Source organism: Streptomyces sp. NPDC002994 (assembly GCF_040611155.1).
Taxonomy (GTDB): Bacteria; Actinomycetota; Actinomycetes; order Streptomycetales; family Streptomycetaceae; genus Streptomyces.
In genome coordinates this window covers 279,405-303,355 of record NZ_JBEXNQ010000004.1, presented here as the reverse complement: position 1 = coordinate 303,355, position 23,951 = coordinate 279,405, and the positions used below count along the sequence as shown (strand labels likewise).

Sequence of the window (23,951 nt, the reverse complement as noted above, 5' to 3'; positions counted from 1 at the left end):
CGCCACCGCTGGACGGAATGCTGGGGCCATGGAACAAGGAGCCGCGCACGCCGGGGACCGCGAGGACCTCAAGGCCAAGGGCCTCAGCGGCAACACCCTCGGCCTACTCGGCGGCACGGTGATCGGTATCTCCACCGTCGCCCCCGCCTACAGCCTCACCGCCACCCTTGGACCGACCGTCGGCGAGGCCGGGCTGCGGATGCCCGGAATCTTCCTCGCCGGGTTCGTGCCGATACTGCTGGTGGCCTTCGCCTACCGCGAGCTGAACAAGGTGCTGCCCGACTGCGGCACCTCCTTCGCCTGGTCGGTGAAGGCATTCGGCCCGATGACCGGCTGGATGTGCGGGTGGGGCCTGCTGATGGCCTCCATCGTGGTGCTCTCCAACCTGGCGGGGGTGGCCACGGAGTTCTTCTACCTCTCCCTGGGCGAGGCGACCGGCAGCCCCGACGTCGTTGAACTCAACGACAACAAAGCCGTCCACATCCTGACCACCCTGGCCTTCATCACCGCCGCCACCTGCGTCAGTTACCGCGGTATCACCGTCACCGAGTGGCTCCAGTCCGTGCTGGTCGGCCTGCAACTGGTCGTACTCGCCCTGTTCATCGTCATGGCGATCTCCACATCCGGGGAGGCGGAGGGGGCGCTCGACTTCTCCTGGTACTGGCTGGACCCGTTCGGCGTCGAGTCCTTCACCGCCTTCACCGCCGGCGTCACGCTGTCGATGTTCATGTACTGGGGCTGGGACACCTGTCTGACGGTCAATGAGGAGAGCATCGGCAGTGAGCGGACGCCCGGTCACGCCGCGCTGCTCTCCATCGTCGTCATCGTCTGTACGTACCTGCTCATCGCCGTCGCCGCCCAGATGTACGCGGGAATCGGCACCACGGGGACCGGGCTCGGCAACCCGGACACCGCGGACAACGTCTTCGCCGCGCTCGCCTATCCGGTCATGGGTTCCGGCATCGGCGTACTGCTCTTCGTCGCGGTCCTGACCAGCGCCGCCGCCAGCCTTCAGACCACCTTCCTCCCGGTGGCCCGCACCGCCCTGGCGATGAGCACCTACAAGGCCCTGCCGACGATGTTCGCCGCCGTCCATCCGCGCTTCAGAACCCCCTCCCGCGCCACCGTCACGGCGGCCGTGATCACCGGCTCCTTCTACACGCTGATGACACTGGTCAGTGAGAACGTCCTGCTGGACACCGTCTTCGCACTCGGCCTCATGATCAGTTTCTATTACGGGATCACGGCCTTCGCCTGCGTCTGGTTCTTCCGCCGCGAGCTGCGGCGCTCGCCGGGGAACCTCCTGATCAAGGGTCTCCTGCCGGGCCTCGGCGGCCTGATGCTCACCGGCGTGTTCCTCCGGACGCTGAGGGACGCCTGGGAGCCGTCCTACGGCAGCGGCAGCTCGGTCGCCGGCATCGGCAGCGTCTTCGTCATCGGCGTGGGGCTGCTGCTCCTCGGCGCCGTGATCATGCTGCTGATGCGGCGACACAGCCCGGAGTTCTTCCGCGGCGAGGTGCTGCACCGGGCGACGCCGCCTCTTGTCATGGAGGACTGACGCCAGGGAGTTCAGTTCCCGGGCGTCCAGTCGCCGAGCCAGTCAGCGGTCTCCTGGTCGGCGGCCTGGCTGTCGGTCAGCTGCGGCCGGTCGCCGCCGGCGGGGCCGGAGCCGGGTCCGGTGTTCTTGTACTCGGCGAACCGGTCGTCCTTCCAGGAGAAGCCGCCCATGTCGGACCAGGGGGTGGTCTTGACGGCGGCGCTGAGGGTGGTGTTGCGGACGGTGGCCTGCGGGTCGAGGGAGGCGTTACCGCCCGCGTGCCAGTTGCGGCCGAGGAAGAAGCTCCCCGCGGCCACGTCGCCGTTCACGGTCGAGCGGGTAATGAGGAAGCCCTTGCGGTCGGCGGCGGTACTGGGCGCCGCGACGTAGCCGGCCGACCTGCCGTCCCAGCGCTTCTTCAGGGTGATGACGGACCTGTCGATGACCGCGGTGGCCCGGCCGAAGATGAAGTCGACGTTGCCGATGACGTAGGAGTTGGTGACGTAGACCCGGCCGAGTTTGTCCGGGGCAGCAGTGTCCAGCAGCAGTGTGTCCTGGTCACCGCTGACAATGACGCTGTCGAGAAGGACCCGGTCGGCGGCGGTGCGCAGCGCCACCGCCTGGTGTCCGCTCAGGTTCTGGTTCTTCGCCTCGTCGAAGTCGTTGGAGACGGTGAGGTTACGGGCCTGGAAGTCATCGGCCTGCACGGTGACGGTGGCACTGCCGCTGGTGCCGTAGGTTCCCGAACCGTCGGGCTTCGGAGTGCCGGCGGCGTTGTCGTAGACGATGACGGTGTCCTTGCGGCCGACGCCGGTGCCCTGGATCGTGATGTGCGGCTTGTTCGACGGGACCTTGACCATTTCGCGGTACGTGCCGGGCTTGACCTGGATCACGACCCGTGAGGTGTTGCCCGCCGGGACGGCGTCGACGGCCTTCTGCACGCTCGTGTACTGGCCGCTGCCGTCCTTGGCCACCGTGAGGGCGGCCGCGGCGCCGGCGCCGGCCGCGCTCGTCGTCGTACCGAGGGATCTGCGGGGCCCGGCCCCGGACTTGAGCAGCGCGGGGACGTCCGCCGCCGGGTCCAGGGTGTAGCTGTAGTACGTCGTCGGGTCGAACGCCGTGCCGCCGCTCTCGTTGCGGCCGCTGGTGCGGGAGAACACGTTGCCGCGCTGGACCAGGCCGGCGGTGCTGTCCATGATGACGGGGTTGTTCAGGCCCCGGAAGTAGCTGTTCTCCAGGACCATCTTCGTGCTGCCGCGTGCGTAGTTGCCGTACGAGGTGGTGATTTCCGTGTCCGGGGGGTCCTCGAGGAAGTTGTTGTACAGGTGCGCGTGGGCGGCGTTGTCGGTGGAGGGGTTCCGCTGCTCGCTCTCGCGCAGCCAGTTGTGGTGGATCGTGATGTCCGTCTTGACGTTCTCGGTCCAGCCGATGCCGAAGGTCTTGTTGTTGTCGCTCAGCTTGTTCCAGGACACCGTCACGTACGTGGAGTCCTTGCGTACGTCGATCAGGCCGTCGGCCATGTGCCGCAGATTGTTGTGGTCGATCCACACGTGGTGCGCGCCGTCCATCTGAATGGCGTCCCAGTCGTGTTCCTTGTCGTTCCAGATGCCCTCGTACGAGTCTCGGATCGTCAGGTTCCGGATGATGACGTTGTGGACGCCCTGGCCGAGGAAGAAGCCGCCGCCGACGATCTGGCCCGAGGTTCCCGACCCCACGATCGTCTTGTCCGAGGCGACTTTGATCTCCTTGCCCTTGGGGTTCATCGTGATCGCGCCGGCCACGACGATGACGTACGGCTCGGCCGCGGTCGCGTACTTCTCCAGGTCGGGGAGGGTCCGTACGGTCACCGTCCGTCCGCCGCGGCCGCCGTACGTGCCGTTCTGTCCCAGCGCGTCGACCGAAGCGAAGCCGTCGGCGACGTCGTCGGCCCACGCCGCCGGAGCGGTGGCCGCCGCAGCCCGGGGCTGCGCGTACTCGCCGAACACCCCGAAGGCCGTGCCGTAGGCCAGCAGCCCCGCGGCAACCAGCGTCGGGGCGAGACCGGCCGCCAGAGCCCTGCGCCCGTTGCGGCGGTGCGCCGTTCTGTGTATCTCGCTCATGCGGTCGCTTCCATTCCGTACGTGGGGGGATGGGGTTCACAGAGCAGTTGCCGCCGACGGTGCAGGGGTTGCCGGGGTCGCGCAATGGCGAGCCGTCGAGGCTTCCCCGTGGCAGAGATCAGGGAGACGTACGAAGGCCCCCCGGACAACAAGAACTCGTACACAGCGCCCTGCAACCTATTCACGGGCGGCGGCGACAAGAGCTCGACGCTTTCAACCCCCCACTGTCAGGAGCGCCAGATGGGCCCCAGCGGCGACAACGACAACCCGGCTCCGATCACTGCCCCGAGCCGCAGACGCTTTCTCGTCGGTACCGCCGCCGCGCTCGGCGCCGGCGCCGGCCTGTGTCTCCCCGGCACCGCTGCCGCGCAGTCCCGGCGTACCGCCGCCGGCGCAGCGGCGACCGCCACCGTGTACATCGCCGGTGACTCCACCGCGCAGACGTACCGCGCGGGCTACTACCCCGAGGCAGGCTGGGGCCAGACGCTCCCCGGCTTCTTCACCCAGAACATCACCATCGCCAACCACGCGATAGGCGGGCGCAGTTCGCGGAGCTTCATCGAGCAGGGGCGGCTGGCCGCCATCCACCAGGCGATCCGGCCGGGCGACTACCTGTGCGTGCAGTTCGGGCACAACGACGCCACCGTCAGCAACCCGGACCGCTACACCTCACCCGCGGACTACAAGGAGTACCTGCGCAACGACTACATCAGGGCCACTCGCGCACGCGGCGCGACACCGATCGTCGTCACGCCCGTCTCGCGCCGCTCCTACAACGCGTCGACCGGCGAGTTCAACGTCTCCTTCCCCGCGTACGTGAACGCCGCGCGCGCCGTCGCAGCGGAGGAGAGGGTCCCGCTGGTCGACCTGTCCGAGCTCAGCCGGGTCTTCCTCACAAGGCTCGGCGTGGAGCAGTCCAAGGGCATCTTCCTGTGGCTGGCTCCGGGTCAGTACCCCAACTTCCCGAACGGGGTCCAGGACAATACCCACTTCCAGCTGAAGGGTGCCACCGAGATGTCCCGCCTGGTCGCCCGGGCCGTGTCCGGGCTCGGTCTGCCGCTCTCCGGCGAGGTGATACCGGCCCGTCAGGGTTCCTCTGTGTAAGGAGGGCCGGGGGTGGACCGGGCCCGCACCCGGCCCACCCCCTCCTCCCCCGGTGATCCGAGCGGGCCCCTCAGCCCAGTCGGATCACGTTCCAGGACAGCGGCTCCAGGGTGGTGCTCAGCGTGCCGCCCTGGAGCTTCGTGCCCGTTGCCTCGTGCGGGGTGACGCGCTCGGGATCCGCGAGAGTGTTCCGGGCCTCCGGGTCCGCGTCGGCCAGCGCGCTGTGCTCCACGACCGAAGTCAACCCGAGTCCCTGGAGCGCCACTTCGAGCGGCAGCGGCTGGCTCTGGCTGCGGTTGACCGCGAAGACGGTGACGGTGCCGTCGTCCGCGCGTACCGCCGTCGCGTGCAGCAGCGGCACCTCGCCGTACTTCCGCGTCTCGTACGTCGGTGAGTCCACGCGCACGTCCAGTACTCGCCCGCGTCCGTGCCGGGACGCCTGCGCGAAGGGGAAGAACGTCGTCTGCCGCCAGGCCGGGCCACCCGGCTCCGTCAGGATCGGCGCGATGACGTTGACGAGCTGGGCGAGGCAGGCGACGGTGACCCGGTCCGCGTGGCGCAGCAGCGCGATTAGCAGGGAGCCGAAGACGACGGCGTCGGTGACGGAGTAGTTGTCCTCCAGGAGGCGTGGAGCTTCGGGCCAGTCGAGGGGGTTCTCCTCGGCCTCGCGCTGGGTCTTGGAGAGGTACCAGACGTTCCACTCGTCGAAGGAGAGGTTGATCTTCTTCTTCGACTTCAGCCGTGCGCCGACGTGGTCGCAGGTAGCGACGACGTTCTCGATGAAGGACTCCATGTCGACGGCCGAGGCCAGGAAGGAGTCGCGGTCGCCGTCGAGTTCCTCGTAATAGGCGTGCAGCGAGATGTAGTCGACGAGGTCGTACGTCTCGGCGAGTACCGTCGCCTCCCACTCGGCGAAAGTGTCCATCGACTGGCCGGACGAGCCGCAGGCGACGAGCTCGACGGACGGGTCGATCTGACGCATCGCGCGGGCGGTCTCGGCGGCGATGCGACCGTACTCCTCGGCCGTCTTGTGGCCGGTCTGCCAGGGTCCGTCCATTTCGTTGCCGAGGCACCAGAGCCGGATGCCGAAGGGGTCCTTGTCGCCGTGGGCCGCCCGCAGGTCCGAAAGGGCCGTGCCGGCCGGGTGGTTGGCGTACTCCTGGAGTTCGAGGGCCTCTGCCACACCGCGGGTGCCGAGGTTGAGTGCCATCATCGGTTCGGCCTGCGGGCCGATCTTCCTCAGGAAGGCGATGTACTCGCTGAGCCCGAAGCGGTTGCTCTCGGTGGACCGCCAGGCCAGGTCGAGGCGGCGCGGCCGTTCGTCAGCGGGACCGACGGAGTCCTCCCACTTGTAGCCGGACACGAAGTTGCCACCGGGGTAGCGCACGGCCGTGACGCCCAGCTCACGGACCAGTTCGAGTACGTCCGTACGCAGCCCTTCTTCGTCGGCCGAGGGGTGGCCCGGCTCGTGGATGCCGGTGTAGACGCAGCGGCCGAGGTGCTCGACGAAGGAGCCGAAGAGCCGGGGGTCCACGTCGCCGACGGTGTAGTCGGGGTGCAGGGTGAAGCGGGCGGAACGGGTCATGACTCCCTCAACCAGGTTCGAAATACCGGACGTTGAACGATTGCCCGGACAGACCGTAAGTCGGTCCGGATCCGGAGGTCAATGGCCGGGCGGGCACGTCCGGTGCGCCGAACACGGCGGCCGGGAAATTGACGAGAGCGTGCGCGAACCGTTGACGCGCGCGATGTTCGACTTTACGGTCCGTTCGAAGGTGCGTGCGGCGTCCGGTATTTCGAACACCCGGAACGGGGCGTGGGACGGCCTCCTCCGAGCCGCAGGAAAACGCTCGCGCCCCTCGATGGTGCGAGTGACTCAGAGAAGAGAGCCGCTATGTCACCATCTCTCCCGAGCCGCCGCGGCGTGCTCGGCGGACTCGGAGCGCTGGCCGTCGCGGGCAGCTTCGGGCTGGCCGCGACCGGCCGCAGTGCCTCCGCGATCGCCTCGGACGCGGAGGTACGGGTTCGCTACTGGAACCTGTTCTCCGGCGGCGACGGGGCCAACATGATCGCGATGCTGGATGCCTTCCGTGAGGCGAATCCCGGCATCGACGTGAAGGATTCCACCCTCCAGTGGGGAAACCCCTTCTACACCAAGCTGGCCATGGCCGCCTCGGGCAACCGCGCCCCTGAGCTCGGTGTCATGCACCTGGGCCGGATACCCGGTTTCGCGCCGGGAAGGCTGCTCGACCCGTTCGACATACAGCTGCTGGCCAAGTACGGCGTACGGGAAGCGGACTTCAATCCCGTGTTGTGGAAGCGGGCGGTCGTCGACGGCAAGCTCTACGGTCTGCCGCTCGACATCCACGCCCAGTTGAACTTCTACCGCAAGGACGTCTGCAAGAGGGCCGGGCTGATCGGCGACGACGGCAACCTGGTCCCGGTCTCCTCCACCGAGGAGTGGTTCGGGGCGCTCAAGGCCGCGAAGAAGGCCGTCAAGGGCGGCCTGCAAACCGTGGGCCTGCACGCCAACGACCAGAACTTCTGCTGGTGGTTCTTCCTGTCCTTCTACACCCAGCTCGGCGGGACCTGCATCGGAGCCGACGGTACGAGCGTCACTTTCGACGTCGACAAAGCCACTCGGGTCCTGGAGTTCCTGCGGCAGCACGTCACCGACGGCTACACGACCGTCGGCGCCGCCGACGCCGAGACGTTCATGAACGGATCCGCCTTCACCTGGGAGGGCAACTGGTCGGTACCCGTATACGCGGGGGCCGAACTCGACTTCGGCGCCACCCCGCTGCCGCCCGTCTTCGGCAGTCCCGCCACCCACGCCGAGTCGCACTGCTTCGTCCTGCCGCACCAGGACGAGCGGGGCGGCGGCGCCAACGAGGGGGCGCACCAGCTGGCGGCGTACGTCGTCAAGCACGCGCTGGACTGGTCACGGGGCGGCCACATCCCGGCGTACAGGCCGACCTTGAAGGACAAGGCCTACCTGGCACTCCAGCCGCAGTCCGAGTACGTCCGGGCCATGGACCACATGGCGGTCGAGCCGTCGGTGTGGTTCGCCGGCTCCACCGGAATCCTGGCCCAGCGGATCGGCCCGGTCATCGCGGCCTCCAACCTGGGCTCGGCCAGGCCCGATGCCACTGCGCGCCGGATGAAGGGCGTACTGGAAAAGCTGCTGGCGATGAAGAACCCGATGGAGGGCAAGGCTGTGACCGAGAGAGGTTCTGCCGCATGAGCGCCGTCGACACCGCGGGCGCGGCGGCCGCCGGGCCGACCGCCGCGCGGGCCGCCGCGCGGGCCGCCGTAGGACGCCCGGTCCGTACGGGCGACATGGCATCCGGCCGGGCCCGGATCGTACAGAAGCTCCAGCACGGTGGCTGGTTCGTGGCGCCGTTCCTGGTGCTCTTCGCGCTCTTCGTGCTGCTGCCGCTCGGCCGCGGGCTGTGGCTGAGCTTCACGGACGCCAACGTGTCCGGTGAAGGTGCGCACTTTGTGGGCTTCGACAATTACGGCGAGGCTTTCGGCGACCCGCTGGTGTGGGACTCGCTGGGCCACAGTGCGTACTTCACGCTGCTTGTCGTGCCGTGCATCGTCGTCGTCGCGTTTCTGATGGCGATGCTCGCGCACCACATCGACCATGCGAAGTGGCTGTGGCGGCTCTGTTTCTTCGCCCCCTTCCTGCTGCCTTCCGCGGTCGTCGGCAATCTGTGGCAGTGGCTCTTCAACCCGGGCACCGGCCTGGTCAACCACGCGCTCGGCCTGGAGACGCCCTGGCTCACCCAGAAGTCCACCGCCATGGTCGCCGTCGTCATCGCCACCCTGTGGTGGACGGTCGGCTTCAGCTTTCTGCTCTACCTTGCCGCTCTGCAGAACATCCCGCGGCATCTGTACGAGGCGGCGGCGCTGGACGGCGCCAACGCCTGGCGGCGGATGACGCACATCACCCTGCCCATGCTGCGCAACATCACCGGCCTGGTGGTGACGCTCCAGATCCTCGCCTCGCTCCAGGTCTTCGACCAGGTCGTGGTGATGTACGACTTCGGGGCCGGCCCCGAGGACAGCACCCGCACCTTTGTCCAGTACACGCTGGAAGAGGGCTTCACCAGCTATCGCGTGGGGTACGCCTCCGCGATCTCCAACATCTTCTTCGTCATCATCGCGGTCGTCGCCCTGGGGCGTATGTGGCTGCTGCGCAAACGTGAGGAGGGCGTGCGATGACCGCCGTCACCGAGTTCCGGCCGCGCAAGAAGTGGCCCGCGAGCCAGATCGTCCTGACCGCACTGGGCGTCGCCGTATCCGCGCTGTGGATGGCCCCTCTGCTATGGGCGCTGTTCACCTCCCTCAAGTCGGAGACCGAGGCGGTCGCCGTGCCGACCCACTGGGTGCCGGAGGAGTGGACGGCCCAGGCGTGGAAGGCCGTCTTCGAGACCGGGAACCTCACCAACTGGTTCGTCAACTCACTCGTCGTCTCGGTCTGTGTCACCGTCATCGTGCTGCTGGTCGCCGCGCTCGCCGGCTACGGCTTCGCCCGCACCGAGTTCCGCGGCAAGAACGCCCTGCTGGGCATCGTCATGGCGGGGCTGATGGTCTCCCCCGCCGTGCTGGGCGTACCGCTGTTCACGACGGTCCAGTCGATGGGGATGGTCGACACCTACTGGGGCATGATCCTGCCGCAGTGCGCGCCCGCCGCGATGGTCTACATCCTCTACAAGTTCTTCCAGTCCGTCCCGCGCGAGCTGGAGGAGGCCGCTTTCATCGACGGCGCCGGGCGCTGGCGGGTCTTCTTCACCATCGTGCTGCCGCTGTCGCGGCCGGCGCTCTCGGCGGTCGGGATCTTCACCTTCATCGCCTCCTGGAACAACTTCCTGTGGCCGTACATGGTGACCAGCAATCCCGACCTGATGACCATGCCGAACGGCATCGCCACCGTGATGAATTCCTACGGCATCCAGTGGGCCCAGCTGATGGCGGGCGGTCTGATCGCCGGCCTGCCCCTGGTCGTCGTCTTCGTCTTCTTCCAGCGCCAGATCGTCAGCGGCGTGGCCCATACGGGCCTGGCGGGCCAGTGAGGCTGCTGGAACCCGCCCTTGTCGGCGTCGGGGAGCGCACGCAGCGACCGCGGCGCCGACGGCGGTAAGCCTGGCCGGCCGCTATTTCGGTGCCGCGTAGGAAGCCCTCTTCGCCGTGCTCACCACCTTCCGGCCGTCGGCCGCGCCGAGCAGTTTCGCGGTCACCCAGGCGTTCACCGTGGACTCCACGTGTCTGACCAGGGCCGACTTCGTTTTGAAAGGAGCGGCGGCCCAGACCTCGTCGAGGAGCGTCACGCCGTCGGCCCGGGCCGGGTTGGCGACGCCGGACTCGGTGGTACCGAAGACGACCCGCGGCTCGGCGCGCCGGAAGTAGGCGTGGACCGGATCCTCCGTCCCTTCGAAGAAGGGGGCGAACTCGACACCGTCGAGGGAGTAGTGCAGCGGCTTGCCGTCCACGGGGACGAGGCTGGGCAACAGGTCACCGGAGAGGGCGGCGTTGCGGTAGAGCCCAAGACGGAGGTAGTCCGTGCGGGCGTCCCGGGCCACCAGGTTGACGGGGCCGTAGAACAGGGTCTGGACGGCCGGGTCGTCCAAGGCCTTCTCCACGCGCAGCCGAAAGGGAACGCTCACGCGTACGGTGTCTCCGTCACGCCAAGTGCGGGACACGCTGAAATAGCTGCCGGGGACCGGGTTTCCTTTCACCGCCCCGCCGTTGACCGTCACGCGGAAGCCGTCTCGCGCCCACGCGGGCACCCTCAGCAGCAGCTCGAACGCCGTGGCCCTGCGGCCGGTCCGCACGGTGATCGTGGACCCCTGCTCCCTGGGATAATCGGTCGCCTGGGTCACGGTGACGCCCTTTTCCGCCCAGGTGAGCGTGGTCGGGCTGTAGAGGTTGACGTACAGGGCGGCGCCGTCGGGCCGTGCGAAATACACCGAGTCCTGGTACTTGGTGTGGCTCTCCAGGCCGGTGCCCTCACAGCACGTCGTACCCGCCTTGGGGGTGTAGTCCCGCACGTGCCCGGGCAGCAGCCCGATGAAGTAGGTGACGAGCGGCTTCTCGGCGTCCGGCCGGTCCTGTTTGGATCCGAGGATCTGGTTGCAGAGCGCCCGCTCGTAGTAGTCCATGTACGCCGGGTCCTGCTCGTGGAAGAACAGCATCCGGCTCAGCTTGAGCATGTTGTACGCGCAGCAGGTCTCGGCGTTGGTGTCGCTGAGGGTTGCGGCGATGGCCCCGGGCGCCCGCCAGAACTCCGCGGTACTGGTACCGCCGATGCCGTACATCCTGGTTGGTGCGACCATGCCCCAGAAGTTCTTGGCCGCGGTGAGATACCGCTGCTCGCCGGTCTCGTCGTACAGCCGGACCAGGCCGGTGAAGATGGGGATGTGCTGGTTGGCGTGCATGCCGTTCAGGACGTCCGTGCCCGCGACGCAGGCGTCGATGAGCCGGTCGAGGTCGAAGAGCCGGGCCAGCGTCAGGTGTTCGGGCTTGCCGGTGATCGCGTACAGGTCGCAGATCGCCTCGACGATGCCGCCGAACTCGCCACTGGAGAATATTCCCCACATGCGCTGGCGAGTGGCGGCCGGCAGCCTGGACAGCCGGAAGTACATCCAGTCGCACATGCCGGCGGCGAGATCGAGCGCCCGGTCGTCGCCGGTGTAGAGGTACGCGTCGAGGAGTCCGCGCAGGATCTTGTGAGTGGTGTAGTACGGCGCCCACACCACGGTGTAGTTGCCGGTGGTCATCGACTCCAGGGCGATGAACTGCGTCTCCGGGTACGCCGCCAGGAAACCGGGGTGGCTCGGCGCGCCCCAGGTCCGGCGAAGGGTCGCGGGCCGGCCGTGGCCGGAGGCGTCGGCGAAGGTGGCGCCCTTCGTCTCGTCGAAGGGGTACGAGGCGAGGTCGCCGGCGCCTGCGGAGGACTCGGCGGCCGGCGTGTCCTGGAGTGCGGCGATCTCGGTGGGGGTCAGCGCCCGTGACCAGATGTCGACCTGGTCGAAAGCGCCGGCGAAGACGGGGTCAGCAGGGTAGTTCGACCGGCCGAGCCAGTTGTTGGCCAGGGTCCCGAGCGCCGCCGCGGTGAGGGTCATGGTGGTGTTCCGGCCGACGGCGGTGCCGTTGACGTAGAGCGTCGCGGTGGCGCCGGAGAGGGTCACCGCGAGGTGGCTCCACCGGTTCAGCGGAAGCGGGGCGGTGCCGTTGACACCTTGCTCGCCGCCGGGGCCGTTGGCGGTGAGCGCGAAGCGGGGATGGCCGTTGGCGTTGCGGGCGGCGAGGTAGAGATAAACCGTGGTGTCGTTGCCGAAGTCGAAGACGCGTGTCCAGTTGGCGTCGTGAGTGGGCTTCACCCAGGCGGAGAGGGTGACGGAGGACGAATCACCGAGGACTCCGGCGGGCAGGTCGACGTACTGGTAGGAGCCGCGCACGTTTTCGGCGGCCGTACCGAATGTGCCGGGGACGCTGAGCACAGCCGGGTCGCGGCGCAGCGCGTCGCGGACCTCGGTGAGGGCGCCGGTCATGTGGGCGATCTTGTCGGCGTAGACCGCGTCCCCGGTGCTTCCGTACGCCTGGGAGAGCATGGTGAGGAAGTGGCCGGTGTAGTGGCCCCGGAGGTTTCCGTTCGCCTCACCGTCGAGCCCCTCCCAGCCGCCGGGGGCGACCGCGCCGCGGGTGGAGAGCCCGGCGTTGGCACGGAAGACCTGTAACAGCCGGTCGACGTCGTAGCCACGGCCGTGGTCGAGCATGAGTTGGCTCTTGGCGGCGAAGATGCCGTTGCCGCCGAGGGTCACGTCCTTGAGCGGGAAGGGCTGCACCTTCCAAGCGGGCGGAACTGGCAGCCCAACGCCCGCGTCACCGGCGCCGGCACCGGGCATCCGAGGCGCCCCGGTCGCCTGGCCTGCGGGCAGGGACGACACCAGAGGTGCGGTCGCGACGAGCGTCGCGCCACGGAGGAAGTTTCGTCTGTCAAGGGGCGCCGCCATGAACTCCTCATTCGTCCGATATATCGAACACGGTCTGACATCTCGATCGAAAAAGTAGGGCGCTGGCACGGACACGTCAACACCACGGCTCACGGCCACTTGGACCGACTCGACAATGACCGCCGGCCCAAGCTCCGCCAGTGAGCCTGGCGCTCGGCTGCGGCATGCCACCAACCCGGTGGAGAGGGAGTAGTGACTTCGGAGAGCGGCTGGTCGGGGTGGAGGCCCAGCCGACGGAGAGCGTCGGGGTGGACACGGACGTCGAACCAGCCATGCCAGTGCCCGTCAGCACCGATGCCGCAGGCCAGGCTCCAGCGGATCTCATCCTGGTCGAAGGGCATCCAGTCGATGCCGCGGTCGCGCAGTCAAGCGCGCGCAGCCGCGATCGGCCGGAGGCGACCCGGCAGGTTTTCGTAGGCCGCGATCGTGACCCAGTAGGTGCTCGTCATCGGACGGTTGCCCCCTTCAGTTCATGCCGCCAGGTTTCCCGAGCGTTCTTGGGGCCCGCGCTGACCGGCGTGTATCCGAGCCCGCCGCTGCAGGCCGCCGCCCAGGCGCTGGAGGAACTTCGGCTGGCCTCCGTGGAATTGCTGGCAGCGGCCTACGCGCGGCTGGGTGAGCACGCCCGGGCCGCGGCCGTGCTGCGCGCGGAGGCCGGTGACCATCCGCTGCGCGAATCGCTGTCCGCCGCGCTCATGAGGGCACTTCAGCGTGCGGGGCGCCGCTCGGAGGCGCTCGACTGGTTCCACAGGACCCGGCGGCTGCTCGCCGACGAACTGGGCGTCGATCCGGGCCGGGAGCTGGCGGACGCGTACGCGGTGGCGCTGCGCGGGGAGGGGGTGGAGGGTGAGAAGGGCGACGGTGCGGAGGCAGCCCCGGCTCCCGTCCCGCCCCCCGTGCCCACCACCGCACACGGGCCGTCGGCCTCCGCGCCCACGGCCACGGTCGACCTGCTGCCGCGCATGCCGCGTGGCTTCCACGGACGCGCCGCCGAACTCACCGCGCTGTCCCGGGCCGCCGCCGGCGAAGCACCCGTGTGCCTGGTCACCGGGCCGGCGGGAGTGGGCAAGACGGCGCTCGTGGTGCACTGGGCACACCGCAACCGCGCCGGGTTTCCCGGCTCTACGCCGACCTGCGCGGCTTCAGCGATACGGGAGAGCCGGCCCATCTGGAGGTGCTGCGCGAGTTTCTGCTGGCGCTGGGCGTCGCGCCGCGCCGGATCCCGGAGTCGACGAACGGCGCCTCCGCGCTGTTCCGGTCCCTTGCCGCTGATCGTCAGCTCCTCGTCGTACTCGACAATGCAGGCGGCAGCGAGCAGGTAAGAGAGCTGCTGCCGGGTGGCGCCCGAGGCGTCACCGTGGTCACCAGCCGGTACCGGCTGCGCGGCCTGATCGCCTCGGATGCCGTCCGTCCCGCGTCCGTGGACGTACTCGAACCGGAGGACAGCACCGCTCTGCTCGCCGCGGTGCTCGGCAAGGAGCGGGTGCTCGCGGAGGCGGTTGCCGCCCGGCGCCTGGCCGAGTTGCGCGGCGGGCTTCCCCTCGCGCTACGGGTGGCCGCCGCCAGACTGGCGGATCAGCCGGAGTGGTCCCTGAGCGCGATGAGCGCCGAACTGTCCGACGAGTCACGCCGTCTGAGCCTGCTGGACGTGGAGGACACGGGCGTACGGCAGCCCTGCGGCTCTCCGTGCGCCGGCTGCCCGACGAGGCCGCTCACCACTTCGCGCACCTCGGCCGCCACCCGGGGCGCACGTCGACCGGTATACGGCGGCGGCCCTGGCCGGTACGGATCCGGTCACGGCCGAGGCCGCGCTGGACAAGCTGACGGCGGCGCACCTCGTCACCCGGACCGCGCCGGGGCGCTGGACGCTGCACGATCTCGTACGGCTGTACGCGCGGGGCCGGACGCCCTGGTCCGCGTACTCGACCACAGTGTGGCCACCGCCCTGGCCTCCGCCCACGCGGCCGAGCCCGGCGACGAGTCGTGTTTCGCGCTGCCCGCGGACTTTCGTCCTCCGGAGGCGGTACGGGAGTTCGCGGACCGTGAGCAGGCCATGGCCTGGTACGCGGCCGAACGTGACGACCTGACCCTGGCGGCGGCCGCGGCGCACGCCGCCGGACTGCACGGCAGGACGTGGCGGATCGGCCTGGCGCTGTGGCCGCAGATGGTGTGGCGGGTGCTGGACGGGTGGACTCCCTTGCTGGAAAGGGCGCTTGAGGCGGCGCGGAGTCGCGGGTCCTGGCCCTGCTCGGATGGATCCTGACCGAAGAGGGCCGCACCGAGGAGGCGCTGGTCCACCTGGAGGCCGCCCCGGCTCTCGCCGCCGTGGCCGGTGATCTGCGCGGCAAGGCGACCGCTGGTCAATCTTTCGCTGGCCCAAGCGGCGCTCGGCAGCCCGGAGGAAGCGGCCTAGGGATGCGCGCAGGCGGCCGAACTGGCTCGCGGTGCCGGCGACCGGCACACCGAGCGGCTGGCCCTGTACCACCTCGCCCGGCGCCAACTGGACACCCGGCAATGGCAGTCGGCCCTCGACACGTCCGTCACCGCACTCGCCCTCGACAACCCCTCGAAGTCGGCGGCTGCGACCCGGGTGCTGTTGCTCACGGCGGCCGGGGAAGCGCTGCTGGGAATGGGTGACGAGGCCGAGGTCATCCGGCGCCTCGAGGGCGCGGCGCGGGAGGCGGAGTCGTTCGGCTACGACGAGGGCACGGTACGACACGGCGATGTTGCGGCTCATGGCCCGGACGTGAGCGAACCTCTGCTCAGGCCTGCCCCTTACCCGCCGGCGTCACCAGTCCGTCGCGGTTGCCACGGGAGGGGGAGCGCAGCGCGAGGGCGCACCAGATGGCGGCCGCCGTCAGCGCGGCCGCGGCCATCGCGGCCAGCACCGGGGCTTCCGGCCGCCAGCCCAGCGAGACCCGGGTTCCCAGGGCGGTGAGCACGGCCGCGATCCGCCCCACGGCGTAGACCGGCACCCTGGCGGCGACAGCCCGCAGCACGGCTGCCGCCGCGAGGCCGGTCGCGGTCCAGGCGAGCAGATACGGCCAGACTTCCCCCGGAGCGGCGGACGGCAGCCCGTATTCCTCGGGGCCGATACGGAAGAAGGCGCTCGCCCAACCCACCCCCACTCCGAGGACGGTGATGCCGGCCACCCACCAGGCATGACGCCACCACGGGCCGGGCCGCACGGTCTCTTCGTGGTCGTCGGGGCTGGAGGGGTCAATAAGTTCGATCACGCCGAGAAGGACGCTGTCTGACGGCCGGACGTTGCGCCGAAGGGGGGATGGTCACCACCAGTAGGCGGGGTACCTCAGTGCGGTGCGGCGGATGCGGGAGGCGGCGTACCCCGTCACGACGAGGAGGACGGTGGCTCCGAACACGAGGGGGATGAACCGGGCGGGCGCGGGGGTCTGGAGCACGATGACGACGGCGGTGGCGCAGGCGGGTGAGTGTGGCGTACGGGCGGTCATCATCAGGGCCAGCGTGACACCAGCGGCCACGGCCGCGGCCCATGCGCTGCTGCCCGCTGCTGCCAGGACGCCGTAGCCGACGGCGGTGCCGAGCAGGTGGCCGATGACCACGCTGCGGGGTTGGGCCAGTGGCAGGGTGGGTGCGCTGTGCACGAGGGCCGCGCTGGCGGCCAGCGGGGGTATCAGCACCGGTTCGTGGATCACCGCGCCGATCGCGACGAGTCCCAGCAGGACGGCTGTCACGGCGCTGATGCTGTGGAAGGCGGTCGCAGGAGTCGGCCGGGCGGGAGCCCGGCCGGCCGCCTTACGTCGGCGGGGCGCGTCAGGGGCGGCTTCGGCGGGCTCGGGACGCGGGCCGGCGTCGATGCTCATGTGAGGTGTTTCCGGGGCAGGGCGGCCGACGGCCGGGCAGGGGCAAAGGCTGAGAGTCGGAGAGCGAGGAGGGCGAGGCGGGCGAACTGCGCGGAGTTACTGTGATCGACAGTCCGCCCGGCCTTGTGCCCGTGTCCTGCGCCCGTGTCGTGGTTCGGCCGACGCAATCGCCCAAGACCTTATCGCTCAGGTTTGCGATGGAATGGACCGGGTCGGCCAGGCCTGTTGTCGGCCGGACGGAATCGGGGCACGAAAAAGCACGAAAAGGATGGACATGACAAGCTACTCCCCCTCCTCCGGAGCCGTGAGCGATCTTGAGGCGGCGATGGACGAAGCTCCTGCCGGAGCAGTCGGCGCGCTGTGGCGGCTGACCGAGGCCCAGCGCGGCCTGGACGCCCATCTCATCCGCCTTCAGCCCGGCGGTGTCATCGCGGAACACACCGAACCCGCCCTCGACGTTCTGATGGTCGTCGTCCAAGGCAGCGGCCGAGTCGTCACCGGCTCCGAGGCCCATCCGGTGACGCTGCACTCGGCCGTCTGGCTGGCGAGGGGCTCGCGGCGCTCGCTGACCGCCGGACCGGACGGGATGACATACCTGACGGTCCATACCCGGCGGCCCGGGCTCGGAGTGGCGCCGATCTCGGCCGAAGGAGGCGAACCCGCCTGTCTGCTCCCCCACGTCTGCCCCGACTGCGGGCGGCTCGCCGCCGAACAGGGCGCCCGGTACTGCGCACGCTGCGGCAGCCCCCTTCCCGACTGAGCGCAGGTCCGCCGCGCGGCCGCTCGCACGCTTGACGCCTCAAGACACGGTACGAGCAAGCCGGAAGCCGAGGTCGTCGATCCTGAACGAGGGGTGACTGCGGCGGCGCACGGACGCACCGCAGCCCCGCATCGACTCGGCCCAGCCCCCACCGCGGAAGATGCGGTACGAGCCGTAGATCTCCTCGTCGTAGAGATCCCAGCACCACTCCCAGACGTTGCCCAGCATGTCGTGCAGCCCCCACGCGTTGGGGGCCTTGCCGCCGACGTCGTGGACCCGGCCTCCGGAATTGTCCGCGTACCAGGCGATGTCGCCTATCTCCCCGTACCGGTAACCGCTGGTACCCGCCTTGCAGGCGTACTGCCACTCCGCCTCGGTCGGCAGGCGATAGCCGTTGGACGACCAGTCACAGGTCACTTCCCCGCTCTGTGCGTCGCGGGAGTACGCCTGGTTCAGTCCGGACCGGTCCGAGATCCGGTTGCATACGTCGATCGCGTCGAGCCAGCTGACGTTCGTCACGGGCGAGGATCCGCTCGGAGAAGGACCGAGATCCACTCCCGAAACGGCACGGTGGAGGTTCGCCGTGACCGGATACCGGCCGAGCAGGAAAGGAGCGATCTCAGCCCGCCAGCTGGTGCCGCGCCGGTCGTCTCGAAGGTCCACGACGCCACCGGGCACCTGAACCATCGAGGGGATCGCCGGGTCGTCGGTAGTGGGGTGCACGCGGTGGGCCTCTCCGTCCGGGGCGACCACAAGGTCGTCTCGCGCCCACAATACGTATGGCGTTGTGGCTTGTTGACTCCGCCTAGAGGATCACCGGTGGCGGCAGGGGCGTCTCGGCCCATACCTGTTTGCCGCCGCCCAGTGGTATCGAGCCGTAGGACGTCGAGACCGCCTCGACGAGCAGGATGCCGCGGCCGCCGGTCGCCTCCCAGTCCACGGTCGCTGGTCTGACGGGCGCGCGCGGCGAGGCGTCGCTCACCGCCACCCGTAGGCGCTCACCGGTGAGTGTGAGGTCGAGGCGCACCTGGCCCTTCGTGTGTACCAGGGCATTGGTGACCAGCTCGGAGACGATGAGCAGGACCGCGTCGCGCTGCTCCGACACGTCCCAGGCGCGCAGGGTGCGGGAGGTGAAACGGCGCGCGTGCGCGACGGCGTCGGGCAGCCTCCACACCGTCCAGCCCGCCCGGAGCGGCCGGTCTCCCATTCCGTCGTAGCGCAGGAGCAGCAGCGCCACGTCGTCGTCGCGCCGGTTGGCGCCGCCGAGCAGTTCATCGGCCATCCGCCCGGCATCGGAGGGGTCAGTGGTGGAGAGTGCGTCGCACACGCGCCGCATGCCGTCTTCCAGGTGGAGGCTGGAGGACTCGACCAGGCCGTCCGTCATCAGGGCCATAACGGCGCCGGGGACCAGGGCGACCGCGGTCATCGGGAACTCCGCCTCCTCGAGCACACCCAGCGGAGGCCCGCCTTCGAGCGCGAGTTCATGGGTCCCGCCTTCCGGGTTGCGCAGCAAGGGCGGCAGGTGCCCCGCCCGAACGCACCAGGCGTCGCCCTCCTCCATGTCGATGGCGACGTAGCAGCAGGTGGCGAAGAGGTCGGTCTCCATGCCGACGAGCAGGCGATTGGCGCGGGAGACCACCACGTCGGGCGGGTGGCCCTCCACGGCGTACGCCCTGATCGCCGTACGCATCTGACCCATGATCGTGGCGGCGCCGGCGCTGTGTCCCTGTACGTCCCCCACGACCAGCGCCACATGGTTGTCGGAGAGCGGGATCACGTCGTACCAGTCTCCGCCCACGTCGAGTCCCACCGTCGCCGGCAGATAGCGGGCGACGGCCACTCCCCCTGGCAGCCGCGGAAGCTTGCGGGGCAGCAGGCTGCGCTGGAGCATCGTGGCGAGCTCGTGCTCGGCGTCGAACGCGCGGGCGCGCACCAGGGCCTGACCCACCAGTCCGGCGGTCGCGGTGAGCAGGGACCGTTCCTCGGGGCCGAACTCGTGCGGCTCGTCCCATCCGACCAGGCACGCGCCGACCACCCGGCCCTCGGCGGGGAGCGGCAGTACGGCGAGACCGCCGGGGCCGACGCCCGCGAGGCCCGGTTCGAGGGCGGAGCCCGCCGTCCACAGGCTCGCGCCGCCCTCGCGCAGCGCGGCCTGCAGCGTGGGCAGGGCCGCGACGGGCGCGTCGGGCCACTCGGAGCGCCATTCGGTCCGCCAGAGCTCCGGCCAGGCATCGGCTTCCGGCGGGTCGAGGACCGTGACCACCAGCCGGTCCACTTCGAGTCCGGCGAGAGCCACCCGATCGGCTCCCAGCGGCTCGCGCAGCGCGGCGACCACCGACCTGCTGACGTCCCGCACGGTCATCGCCCCGGCCAGCGCGACGGACAGCCGCTGGACCCTGGAGACCTCGTCGGCGCTGGGCCGCAGATTCGAGGCATCGGCGACCACACCGAGCACCCGCTCCGGCCTGCCACCGCCGTCCGCCAGCAGCCGGCACCGCAGGCGCAGCCAGCGCAGCTCGCCGGTGGGGCGGCGGATACGGAACTCCAGTTCCCGGCCACCGGAAGCCATGTGGGCCGGCTCCACGATGGACATGAGCGCGGGCAGGTCGTCAGGGACCGTGTGTGCCAGCAGGGTCTCCACGCGTCCGTCGAAGTCGTCCCAGGGGATGCCGACGAGGTCGAGCACGGGGCCGTCCGCGTCGATCTTCCCGCTGCTGAGGACCAGGGTGAACGAGCCGACGCTCAGACAGTCCAGGGCGGAGCCCCATACCGGCCGGGGCTCCGTACGGCCGATGTGCTGGGTGTTCGCTTCGCCGACCGCTTCGAACCAGGCGGTGATCTGGTCGGCGTAGAGCTCCAGGAAGTTGCGCCGTTCGGCGTCGAAACCGTGGCCGAGGCGGTCCACGACGACCAGACAGCCCAGGGGACGGCCGTTCGCTCCGAGCGGCAGTGCGCCCAGCGAGACGCCGACGGGCAGGGGCTGCTCAGCGCTCTCCTCAGCACCCTCCTCCGTGGGACGGGTGTAAGCGGCCAGGTCCGCCGCGTCGAACCACAGGGGGTGGCCGGCGCGGAAGGCGTCCACGACGGGGCCGTGACCGGAGAGCGGGTAGCTGGGCGACAGCCCGTACGGGGCCTCGGATTCTCCGGTCCATTCCGTCAGCCGCAGGCTGTCGTCCCTCGTGCCCAGCACATAGACAGCTGTCAGCGATCCTCCGCCGAATACCCGCATCTGCTCTCTCACAGCCCGTAGCGCCCCCACCTCTCCACGCGCACCTTGCCAGTCAGTTCCAGCCTAGGGAAGGTGGGCGACGCGTGCTGTCTTGTACGGGTGTCCGCAGCTCACCAGGACGCGGCGGTCGCGGCGGTGGCGACGGCGACCGCCGCCAGACGTCCGTAGTCGAGGGTGTCCGGAGTGTCGGTCGGCCGGTGGTAGTGCGGGTTCCGGAAATTCGCCGTACCGGTGAGCATCAAGGCCGGAATCCCCGCGTTCCAGAAGGACGCGTGGTCACTGCGGTCGAGGTGGATCAGCGGGGGCGCCGCAAGGCCGACGACCGCGCCCAGCAGGCCTTGCGGCCGTGGGTCGCGCAGGGTGACGGCGGACAGCTGGGGCTCGGCCGCCTCCGCTGCCCGGCGCCACGCAGAGGCCGCCGCCTCGGTCGAGCGCCGGTGGACCACCAGGGTGAAGTCGCCCCGTTGCCCGCCGGAGCGGACCCGGGCGGCCACACGGGGGAAGGCCGTTGCGAACCCGGCAGGCATCAGCTGGGTGCCGGGCGCGGTCGCGAAGAAGCCGACGGACTCCAGGCAGATCATGCCTCTGACCTGCCCGGTACGCCGGAGCTCCTGGGCGGCGAACCGGGAACCGATCATGCCCAGCTCCTCCATGTCGAAGAACAGGAGGGTGACGGCCGGCGGCCGCGGCAGCCCGCCGAGGAGCCGCGCGATTTCCAGCAGCGCGGCGACTCCGGAGGCGTTGTCGTCGGCGCCGGGGCTGCCGTCGACGGTGTCCAGGTGGGCTCCGACGACCACGGTGGGCCGGTCGTCGGCCCCCGGCAGGCCGGCTACGAGGTTCGCGCCGGTCAGGTGCGGGTGCAGACGGAGTTGGAGCGCGATCGCCTGATCGCTCCGGCGGTCGCTGCCGCCCAGTCGCCACCGTACGTCGAACGGCTGCCGCTCGGTCCGCCATCCCGCGGTGGCCAGTTCCCGCATCACATAGGTCTCCGCGCGCAGCATGGCCTCGGGGGCGCGGGTGCGGCTGCGGGGGCGGTCGGCGAGGAATTCCACGTCGTGCCGCAGGCGCAGCGGGTCGGCCCGCCGGTTCAGTTCACGTACGAGCTCGAGCACCACGGTTCCACCGCCTTGGCCCGCTGTCATCGATGATGGTGTACGCCGCCTACTCGGGCTGGTGGGTGTGCAGCCAGTCCGGCCAAGTGGTCCGGCCGAGTCGGCCATCCGGAGTGGTCAGGTCACGGGCCGCCTGCCGCAGGCGAGCGGGCGCGGGTACGTCCAGCACGCGAAACGCCCGGCCACGCGCCTGCTGCCACTGCCTGACGAGAGCACGCAGCTCCAGCACCTCGGGGCCACCGAATTCCTCGCAATCCCCGCCCGGGCCGTCCTGAACGCGGCCGGCCACGTACGCGGCGAAATCGCGCGAGTCCACCGGCTGAGTCACCAAGGCACCCGGAAGCGCCAGCAACGGCATCCTCGACATCTTGCCGAGCATGCGGTCGGTCAGCCAGTGGAACTGCGTGGCCCGCAGGACGGACCACGGCACTCCGCTGTCCCGTACCAGCTTCTCGGCGGTGTGCTTGACCTGCATGTACGGAACACGGGGGCGGTCGGCGCCGACGATCGAGACATGGACGAAGTGGGCGACGCCTGCCTTGCGGGCCTCCTCCAGCAACCGGCGGGTGCCGTCGACATCGACCTCGGGAGGGCTGCGCCAGAAATCCGTCGGTAGGAGGTAACCGCGCCGGGCGGCCGGGGACAGCGTCGCCGCATGAACCACGGCCCGCACCCCGGATACGGATTCCTGTGTTCCGAATCCGGTGGCGAGATCACCCTTGATCCACTCCACGTCGGGATCCGAGCCCGGGGACCGGGCCAGCACACGCACCTGGTACCGGGACTTCAGCAGAGCCACCACGTCACGCCCGAGATGGCCGGTCCCACCAGTGACCAGGACAGTGTCCATGCGCAGCTCGCCTCCGGGTCTGAACAGCTCGCCCTCCGACTCTCCCACCGGTGCGGCCCCGGGGCACGTGCAGCTGGCGGAGGGAGGGTCATGCCGCATCCGGGTCGGCGCCGATGGCACCGGCCGCGGCCCTGTACTGGTCGCCCCGCCGACACCCGTCTGGTCGTCGTGGTCGGTCGGCCGCTGCCCGGGCACCGGACTCGTCATCCCCCACCGCCGTGGGCACGGCCAGACCGAGATCATTTACGGGACACCCCTTGGACGCCGCCGTCCGGGGTGGACGCCCGGGCCGTGCGGCGGAAGGCGGCCCGGTAGGCGCTCGGGCGGTGGCCGGTGTGGCGGGCGAAGAGGGCGGCGAAGGTACCGGGGTCCTGGTAGCCGACGGCCGCGGCGACGGCGGCGACGGTGCGGTCGGTGGTCTCCAGCAGATGGCGGGCGCGGCGGACCCGGGAAGCCTGCAGATGGGCCAGCGGGCTGCGTCCGGTCTCTTCGGCGAAGCGGCGCAGCAACGTGCGGGTGCTGACCCGGAAGGCGTCCGCGAGCGCGGCGAGGTCGTACCGCTCGGCGAGGTTCTGGTCGAGCCGCCGCATGACCCGCTGGGAGAACTCCCGGCCGGGCTGCGGGAGGAGCCGCGGGTCGACGTACGGGGTCTGGGAGGTCCGCGCGTCGTCGACGAGCGCCAACCGTGCGGTGGTGCGGGCCACCCGGGCGCCGTCGTGTCGGCGGATCAGGTCCAGCGCGAAGTCGTACATGGCGCTGAAGGCGGCCGTGGTCGTCACCCCCGTGTCGGTGACGACCAGGTGCTCGGGCCGCACGTCGGCGTCCGGGCAGCGCCTGACCAGTTCGCCGGCGTGCAGCCAGGAGGTGGTGGCCCGGCGCCCGTCGAGGAGCCCAGCGTCGGCGAGCAGGAACGCGCCGACGCACAGGGAGACGACGGCGGTGCCGGCGGCGGCCTGCGCGCGGATCGCCGCGATCTCGGGGGCGAGCCGGGCGAGTCGCGCGTCGAGGTCCGTGTCCGGGCGCAGTTCGAAGCCGGGGACCACGAGGACGTCGACCTCGCGCAAGGGACGCACGTCCAGGCTCGCGCCGCCCGAGGCGGTGACCCGGCGGCGGGGCGAGATGACCGACACCCGGTAGCCGGGCGCGTCCGGTCCGGCGACATGCCCGGCCATCGTCAACAGATCGGGGACGCCGAACACTTCGGACGCGAAGCAGTCCGGGTACGCCAGGACCCCGACCCGCAGCGCACCCGGCCCGGCGCCCGGACCCGCATGTTCCGCTGCCTGCCGCGTCGCCTCCGCCATCGCTCCCGTACCCCCTGGTGTCCCCGGCCCGTGTCGCCGGCCGCGTACCGCTCGCCTCCTCGCGTGTGGCGAGATTACCCCTGGCCTTGGCGATCC

Annotated in this window: 17 protein-coding genes and 1 pseudogene; 7 read left to right on the top strand and 11 right to left on the bottom strand. The window is 70.2% G+C overall.

The window, feature by feature from the left end; translation table 11 throughout:
- Window positions 1-28: 28 nt before the first annotated feature.
- Window positions 29-1,558, top strand: a complete 1,530-nt coding sequence (locus tag ABZX79_RS06960; RefSeq protein ID WP_355252785.1) for an APC family permease — start codon at window positions 29-31, stop codon at window positions 1,556-1,558.
- A gap of 11 nt (window positions 1,559-1,569) precedes the next feature.
- On the opposite strand, the gene ABZX79_RS06955 is transcribed toward ABZX79_RS06960, so the two are convergent.
- The gene (locus tag ABZX79_RS06955) at window positions 1,570-3,636 is read right to left on the bottom strand and encodes a pectinesterase family protein (protein WP_355252782.1); all 2,067 of its coding nucleotides are present in this window, start codon (window positions 3,634-3,636) and stop codon (window positions 1,570-1,572) included.
- 108 nt (window positions 3,637-3,744) lie between these two features.
- Between ABZX79_RS06955 and ABZX79_RS06950 the strand changes: the two genes are divergently transcribed.
- Entirely contained in the window at window positions 3,745-4,740 is a 996-nt protein-coding gene (locus ABZX79_RS06950) for a rhamnogalacturonan acetylesterase (RefSeq protein WP_355252779.1), read from the top strand.
- A 70-nt stretch (window positions 4,741-4,810) separates the two neighbouring features.
- Here the strand turns inward: ABZX79_RS06950 and ABZX79_RS06945 are convergent, their stop codons facing one another.
- The gene (locus ABZX79_RS06945; RefSeq protein ID WP_355252776.1) at window positions 4,811-6,325 is read right to left on the bottom strand and encodes an alpha-N-arabinofuranosidase; all 1,515 of its coding nucleotides are present in this window, start codon (window positions 6,323-6,325) and stop codon (window positions 4,811-4,813) included.
- A 309-nt stretch (window positions 6,326-6,634) separates the two neighbouring features.
- Between ABZX79_RS06945 and ABZX79_RS06940 the strand changes: the two genes are divergently transcribed.
- The 3 genes from ABZX79_RS06940 (at window position 6,635) to ABZX79_RS06930 (ending at window position 9,818) form a co-directional block, all read left to right on the top strand.
- Complete coding sequence (locus tag ABZX79_RS06940; RefSeq protein WP_355252773.1) at window positions 6,635-7,984, top strand: extracellular solute-binding protein; 1,350 nt, start codon at window positions 6,635-6,637, stop codon at window positions 7,982-7,984.
- A 95-nt stretch (window positions 7,985-8,079) separates the two neighbouring features.
- On the top strand, window positions 8,080-8,967 hold the full coding sequence (locus ABZX79_RS06935; RefSeq protein WP_355252957.1) for a sugar ABC transporter permease: 888 nt from the start codon (window positions 8,080-8,082) through the stop codon (window positions 8,965-8,967).
- Window positions 8,964-9,818, top strand: a complete 855-nt coding sequence (locus tag ABZX79_RS06930; RefSeq protein ID WP_355252770.1) for a carbohydrate ABC transporter permease — start codon at window positions 8,964-8,966, stop codon at window positions 9,816-9,818. Before ABZX79_RS06935 ends, ABZX79_RS06930 begins: the two co-directional genes overlap by 4 nt.
- Window positions 9,819-9,899: 81 nt before the next feature.
- On the opposite strand, the gene ABZX79_RS06925 is transcribed toward ABZX79_RS06930, so the two are convergent.
- Both ABZX79_RS06925 and ABZX79_RS06920 read right to left on the bottom strand, forming a co-directional pair.
- Window positions 9,900-12,758, bottom strand: a complete 2,859-nt coding sequence (locus ABZX79_RS06925; RefSeq protein ID WP_355252767.1) for a beta-L-arabinofuranosidase domain-containing protein — start codon at window positions 12,756-12,758, stop codon at window positions 9,900-9,902.
- Window positions 12,759-12,847: 89 nt separating this feature from the next.
- On the bottom strand, window positions 12,848-13,099 hold the full coding sequence (locus tag ABZX79_RS06920; protein WP_355252764.1) for a hypothetical protein: 252 nt from the start codon (window positions 13,097-13,099) through the stop codon (window positions 12,848-12,850).
- Between the two features lie 153 nt (window positions 13,100-13,252).
- Here ABZX79_RS06920 and ABZX79_RS06915 point away from each other — a divergent pair.
- Window positions 13,253-15,508 (top strand): annotated as a pseudogene (locus ABZX79_RS06915) (BTAD domain-containing putative transcriptional regulator); the annotation flags it as partial.
- A 12-nt stretch (window positions 15,509-15,520) separates the two neighbouring features.
- Here ABZX79_RS06915 and ABZX79_RS06910 read toward each other — a convergent pair.
- Both ABZX79_RS06910 and ABZX79_RS06905 read right to left on the bottom strand, forming a co-directional pair.
- A complete protein-coding gene (locus tag ABZX79_RS06910; protein ID WP_355252954.1) occupies window positions 15,521-15,991 on the bottom strand; it encodes a hypothetical protein in 471 nt (156 codons plus the stop codon).
- 54 nt (window positions 15,992-16,045) lie between these two features.
- Window positions 16,046-16,600: an HPP family protein gene (locus ABZX79_RS06905; protein WP_355252761.1), complete on the bottom strand. Its 555-nt coding sequence runs from the start codon at window positions 16,598-16,600 to the stop codon at window positions 16,046-16,048.
- Window positions 16,601-16,874: 274 nt separating this feature from the next.
- Here ABZX79_RS06905 and ABZX79_RS06900 point away from each other — a divergent pair, with 274 nt between their 5' ends.
- Window positions 16,875-17,360 carry a hypothetical protein gene (locus ABZX79_RS06900; RefSeq protein WP_355252758.1) on the top strand — a complete coding sequence of 162 codons (486 nt, stop codon included), beginning with the start codon at window positions 16,875-16,877 and terminating at the stop codon, window positions 17,358-17,360.
- Between the two features lie 39 nt (window positions 17,361-17,399).
- Here the strand turns inward: ABZX79_RS06900 and ABZX79_RS06895 are convergent, their stop codons facing one another.
- From ABZX79_RS06895 to ABZX79_RS06875, 5 genes are all read right to left on the bottom strand, one after another.
- Window positions 17,400-18,047 carry an SUMF1/EgtB/PvdO family nonheme iron enzyme gene (locus ABZX79_RS06895; RefSeq protein ID WP_355252951.1) on the bottom strand — a complete coding sequence of 216 codons (648 nt, stop codon included), beginning with the start codon at window positions 18,045-18,047 and terminating at the stop codon, window positions 17,400-17,402.
- A gap of 118 nt (window positions 18,048-18,165) precedes the next feature.
- A complete protein-coding gene (locus ABZX79_RS06890; protein WP_355252755.1) occupies window positions 18,166-20,619 on the bottom strand; it encodes a SpoIIE family protein phosphatase in 2,454 nt (817 codons plus the stop codon).
- A gap of 80 nt (window positions 20,620-20,699) precedes the next feature.
- Entirely contained in the window at window positions 20,700-21,704 is a 1,005-nt protein-coding gene (locus ABZX79_RS06885) for a M28 family peptidase (RefSeq protein WP_355252753.1), read from the bottom strand.
- Window positions 21,705-21,750: 46 nt separating this feature from the next.
- On the bottom strand, window positions 21,751-22,551 hold the full coding sequence (locus ABZX79_RS06880) for an NAD(P)H-binding protein (RefSeq protein WP_355252750.1): 801 nt from the start codon (window positions 22,549-22,551) through the stop codon (window positions 21,751-21,753).
- A 239-nt stretch (window positions 22,552-22,790) separates the two neighbouring features.
- Window positions 22,791-23,855 carry a helix-turn-helix domain-containing protein gene (locus ABZX79_RS06875; RefSeq protein WP_355252748.1) on the bottom strand — a complete coding sequence of 355 codons (1,065 nt, stop codon included), beginning with the start codon at window positions 23,853-23,855 and terminating at the stop codon, window positions 22,791-22,793.
- Between the last annotated feature and the right edge of the window lie 96 nt (window positions 23,856-23,951).